General features: G+C 47.9%; 7 protein-coding genes. 3 read left to right on the plus strand and 4 right to left on the minus strand.

The features are described from left to right. The coding region (locus KGB14_RS23140) for a relaxase/mobilization nuclease domain-containing protein (RefSeq protein ID WP_223488988.1) at positions 1-355 on the minus strand (355 nt) is incomplete at its 3' end. After that, positions 345-701 (minus strand): MobC family plasmid mobilization relaxosome protein, encoded by a 357-nt coding sequence (locus KGB14_RS23145; RefSeq protein WP_223488989.1) that lies wholly within the window; start codon positions 699-701, stop codon positions 345-347. The genes KGB14_RS23145 and KGB14_RS23140, both read right to left, overlap by 11 nt. Positions 702-732: 31 nt before the next feature. Between KGB14_RS23145 and KGB14_RS23150 the strand changes: the two genes are divergently transcribed. The 3 genes from KGB14_RS23150 (at position 733) to KGB14_RS23160 (ending at position 3,234) form a co-directional block, all read left to right on the plus strand. Continuing rightward, positions 733-924: a Rop family plasmid primer RNA-binding protein gene (locus KGB14_RS23150; protein WP_000165985.1), complete on the plus strand. Its 192-nt coding sequence runs from the start codon at positions 733-735 to the stop codon at positions 922-924. 1,783 nt (positions 925-2,707) lie between these two features. Next, a complete protein-coding gene (locus KGB14_RS23155; RefSeq protein ID WP_072210546.1) occupies positions 2,708-2,863 on the plus strand; it encodes a YegP family protein in 156 nt (51 codons plus the stop codon). Positions 2,864-2,937: 74 nt separating this feature from the next. Beyond that, positions 2,938-3,234: a hypothetical protein gene (locus KGB14_RS23160; protein WP_138650211.1), complete on the plus strand. Its 297-nt coding sequence runs from the start codon at positions 2,938-2,940 to the stop codon at positions 3,232-3,234. 610 nt (positions 3,235-3,844) lie between these two features. Here the strand turns inward: KGB14_RS23160 and KGB14_RS23165 are convergent. Both KGB14_RS23165 and KGB14_RS23170 read right to left on the minus strand, forming a co-directional pair. Beyond that, positions 3,845-4,078: an MbeD family mobilization/exclusion protein gene (locus KGB14_RS23165; RefSeq protein ID WP_096987281.1), complete on the minus strand. Its 234-nt coding sequence runs from the start codon at positions 4,076-4,078 to the stop codon at positions 3,845-3,847. Between the two features lie 6 nt (positions 4,079-4,084). Then, on the minus strand, positions 4,085-4,603 hold the full coding sequence (locus KGB14_RS23170) for an MbeB family mobilization protein (protein ID WP_112016408.1): 519 nt from the start codon (positions 4,601-4,603) through the stop codon (positions 4,085-4,087). Positions 4,604-5,063: the final 460 nt, after the last annotated feature.

Here is a 5,063-nt window from a genome sequence, read left to right on the forward strand (position 1 = left end):
GTTTTCCGGTCTGTAGCTCCATGTTCGGAATGACAAAATTCAGCTCAAGCCGTCCCTTGTCCTGGTGCTCCACCCACAGGATGCTGTACTGATTTTTTTCGAGACCGGGCATCAGTACACGCTCAAAACTCGCCATCACTTTTTCACGTCCTCCCGGTGGCAGTTCTTTCTCCGCAAACGACAGAACACCGGACGTGTATTTCTTCGCAAATGGCGTGGCATCGATGAGTTCCCGGACTTCTTCCGGATTACCCTGAAGCACCGTTGCGCCTTCGCGATTACGCTCCCTCCCCAGCAGGTAATCAACCGGACCACTGCCACCACCTTTTCCCCTGGCATGAAACTTAACTATCATCCCGCGCTCCCTGTTCCCTGACGACCTGCCGTAAGCTGCGCAACTCTCTCTCGATGTCCATCAGTGCGGCCACCACCTGAACCCGGTCGCCGGAAGACCACTGCCCGCTGTTCACCTTCCTCGCTGTCTGATTCAGGTTATTCCCGATGGCGGCCAGCTGACGCAGTAACGGCGGAGCCAAAGTTGGCAGCTTCCCGGAACGGGCAACCGGCTCACCCAGGCAGACCCGCCGCATCCATACCGCCAGTTGTTTACCCTCACAGCGTTCCAGTAACCGGGCATGTTCATCATCAGTAACCCGTATCGTGAGCATCCTCTCTCGTTTCATCGGTATCATTACCCCCATGAACAGAAATCCCCCTTACACGGAGGCATCAGTGACTAAACAGGAAAAAACCGCCCTTAACATGGCCCGCTTTATCAGAAGCCAGACATTAACGCTGCTGGAGAAACTCAACGAACTGGACGCAGATGAACAGGCCGATATTTGTGAATCACTTCACGACCACGCCGACGAGCTTTACCGCAGCTGCCTCGCACGCTTCGGGGATGACGGTGAAAACCTCTGACACATACAGCTCCCGGAGACGGTCACAGCTTGTCTGTGAGCGGATGCCGGGAGCAGACAAGCCCGTCAGGGCGCGTCAGGGGGTTTCGGGGCGAAGCCCTGAACCAGTCACGTAGCGCTAGCGGAGTGTATACTGGCTTAACTATGTGGCATCAGTGCAGATTGTATGAAAAGTGCCCCATGCCGGGTGTGAAATGCCGCACAGATGCGTAAGGAGAAAATGCGCGTCCAGGCGCTTTTCCGCTTCCTCGCTCACTGACTCGCTACGCTCGGTCGTTCGGCTGCGGCGAGCGGTATCAGCTCACTCAAAGACGGTAATGCGGTTATCCACAGAATCAGGGGATAACGCCAAAGGAAACATGTGAGCAAAAAACAAGAACCCGGAAAAGGCCACGCCGCTGGCGTTTTTCCATAGGCTCCGCCCCCCTGACGAGCATCACAGAAATCGACGCTCAAGTCAGAGGTGGCGAAACCCGACAGGACTATAAAGATACCAGGCGTTTCCCCCTGGAAGCTCCCTCGTGCGCTCTCCTGTTCCGACCCTGCCGCTTACCGGATACCTGTCCGCCTTTCTCCCTTCGGGAAGCGTGGCGCTTTCTCATAGCTCACGCTGTTGGTATCTCAGTTCGGTGTAGGTCGTTCGCTCCAAGCTGGGCTGTGTGCACGAACCCCCCGTTCAGCCCGACCGCTGCGCCTTATCCGGTAACTATCGTCTTGAGTCCAACCCGGTAAGACACGCCTTAACGCCACTGGCAGCAGCCACTGGTAACTGGACAAGGTGGATTGAGATATTAAGAGTTCTTGAAGTGGTGGCCTAACTGCGGCTACACTAGAAGGACAGTATTTGGTATCTGTGCTCCACCAAGCCAGTTACCCGGTTAAGCAGTCCCCAACTGACTTAACCTTCGACTAAACCGCCTCCCCAGGCGGTTTTTTCGTTTACAGGCAGCAGATTACGCGCAGAAAAAAAGGATCTCAAGAGGATCCTTTGATCTTTTTACTGAAGGAGGGCAAATCTCCTAAAACTCCCAGCCACCTTCTAACTTCATTTTTGTATATCTAATATTGATACACGCATTTATTGAACGTAATCAAACGACACCAACACATATACAACATATTGTTTTTAATAAAAAAATCAAAAAAAATACCATTATTAGCACTCTAATAAATATTTTTAATATCAATAAAATCAATGCATTACGTTTATCACATAGTATACTTTACATTTATTATGTTCAGAATATAATAAATCAACATTAGTGTATGATAAAAAGGGGATTTTTATGGCAGGTATCGTCATCTATCGGGCTAAATGCTTAAACTGCCGCCACGAATGGACCAGTAGAGCTGGATTTGGGACACCTGATTATTGCCCTAAATGTCGTTCAAAATTAATAAGTTGTAGTGCTATTAGGTAAACCCTAATGGACTTAAAACCTAAAGGAGTGTGTCCTTTTTGTAAAAAGGAAATCAATGCCCGTGTAATTCAAGAAAACAAGATACGGCGAGATAAGTGTGAGTGTTCTGATTGTAAATCAATAATTTACGTATGTCGTACTCCAGGATGTGAGAATTACGCTAAGGGCGGTCATTTATATGATGATGAATTATGCCCGTCATGCATGTCGAACATAGGTAGAAGTATCGGCGCATTAGGGACAACAGCCTTAAGTATCGTCGTCAGTACAGTTGTAACACGCTTATTAGAAAAAAAAATGAAATGATACCTACCTGCTGGTACAAATCATCACTAAATATCTAACTGGAAGAAGGAAACCTAAATGAACGATAAGTGGGAGTTTTATCTCGATAATTCAAAAGAGTGGCGCTGGCGCAGAACTGCAAGCAACGGGCGAATTGTTGGAGCATCATCTCAAGGATATGTCAATAAATCTGATTGTATTGATAACGCACGTCGTCATGGCTACAACGGCTAATATAAATTGATTCTCATGTTGGGATTCCAAGCAGGAATCCCAATTGCAAAGAGATAAACAAATAGAAAAATACCATGGAAAGAAAACACAAAGGTAAGTGCCCTTTTTGCAATAGCGAAATGGCTCCAGAAGTTATAGAAAAAAACACTATCCGCAGAGATAAATGTAAATGTACAACTTGTGGAGAGATTATTTATAAATGCCGAAATATATTCTGTAATGACTACGCAAAAGGCGGATTACTTTACGATGACGAACTGTGCCCTCCATGTGGTGAAGGTCTTTTAAAGGCGGTAAAAGAGTTCCCTGATAAGTATCGAGCAGCAATTCAAAAAGTTGTAGAAGAGAAGAATAGAGAAAAGAATAATTAATGGTAGCGCACAAAACCATATAACTATATTAGTTAATTATCATGAAAACCAATCGATTTCGTAAGCAATACCAAATATTTCTATATCCCCAACACACGCCCTAACAGAGAGTTATCTCTCTCATTATTTTTAACAGGTATTTTAGTACCTGTTTTAGTTAATCCATTTCCTAAAAGGAATATTTTGAAACCAAATATCCCTATAGCTCTTCTACCATATGAACAATATTTTTTTCATATCTTGTATATTTATGAGTGGAATTAATTATTTCCAACACTTATCAAACCATCAATTTAACATAACCCTGTAATTGTACGCACCGCTAAAACGCGTTCATCGCGATCACGGCAGCAGACAGGTAAAAATGGCAACAAACCACCCGAAAAACTGCCGCGATCGCGCCTGATAAATTTTAACCGTATGAATACCTATGCAACCAGATGGTGCAGACCACATTAGCCCGTCAAAATCCACCGAACCTGCCATTTTTCATAGTTTCGCCATCACAGCGACAACGAAGGACCATCCAGTGTGCGTTCCTGTATTTCCAGCTGGCGTTCCCGCTCCAGGGATAATGCATGTTCGCGCTCCTGCATCAGCCGTTCATCCCTTATCTCCTGTTCTCGCTGTATAACTGGCTCAAGCGTTCTGTCTGCCCGCTCAAGTGTTGCACCTGCTGACTCAACTGCATGACCCGCTCGTTCAGCATCGCGTTGTCCCGTTGCGTAAGCGAAAACATCTTCTGCAATTCCACGAAGGCGCTCTCCCATTCGTTCAGCCGCTGCATATAGTCCTGTTGCAGCTGCTTTAAGGCGTTCAGCAAATGTGTTTCCAGCTCTGTCATTCCGTATCACTCCGTCAGTTGTATCCAGTCCTTCCCCTGATAGTGAGTCACCTCTGCTGATTTCCCGTACGGAAGGACCAGAAATTTCCTTCTCCCGTCCTGAACAAACTCCACGCCCCATGTCTTCGCGTTCAGTTTCCGCAATGTCTCTTCCTGTACCCTGATTTCTTCCAGGTTCGTCTGTATCCTCCCGCCGAGATACCAGAGCGTCCCGCCACTCGCGGTAAACAGGAGAAAGACTATCCCCAGCAACCTCATGCCCGAACTCCCTGCCAGCTTTAACATGTCCTTCCGGTGCTGCATCATCGCCTCTTTCACCCCTTCCCGGTGTTTTTTCAGCGATTCCTCTGTCGACGTTGTGAACAGGGCTATAGCGTCTTTGATTTTCGTCTCGTTTGAGGTCACAGCCTCGCTTACAGATTCGCCGAGCCTGCTGAATTCGTCGTTCAGCATTTTCTCTGTAGATTCGGCTCTCTCTTTCAGCTTTTTCTCGAACTCCGCGCCCGTCCGTAAAAGATTGCTCATAAAACGCTCCTTTCAGTCTGATATTCCTCCCGCCGTTCGGGTCTGCAATGCTGATACTGCTTCGCGTCACCCTGACCACTTCAAGCCCCACCTCTGTGAGCGCCTGAATCACATCCTGACGGCCTTTTATCTCTCCGGAATGGTAAAGCACCTCCAGGCCTCGTGTAACGCTCTCAGCAAGCGCCTGTTTCGTTTCCGGCAGGTTATCAGGGAGTGTCAGCGTCCGGCGATTCTCCGGGGCGTTGGGGTCATGCAGCCCGTAATGGTGATTAACCAGCGTCTGCCAGGCATCAATTCTCGGCCTGTCTGCCCGGTCGTAGTACGGCTGGAGGCGTTTTCCGGTCTGTAGCTCCATGTTCGGAATGACAAAATTCAGCTCAAGCCGTCCCTTGTCCTGGTGCTCCACCCACAGGATGCTGTACTGATTTTTTTCGAGACCGGGCATCAGTACACGCTCAAA

Origin of the sequence: Pseudomonas sp. A-RE-19 (assembly GCF_019956555.1) — a bacterium.
In the GTDB taxonomy this organism is placed as follows: Bacteria; Pseudomonadota; Gammaproteobacteria; order Pseudomonadales; family Pseudomonadaceae; genus Aquipseudomonas.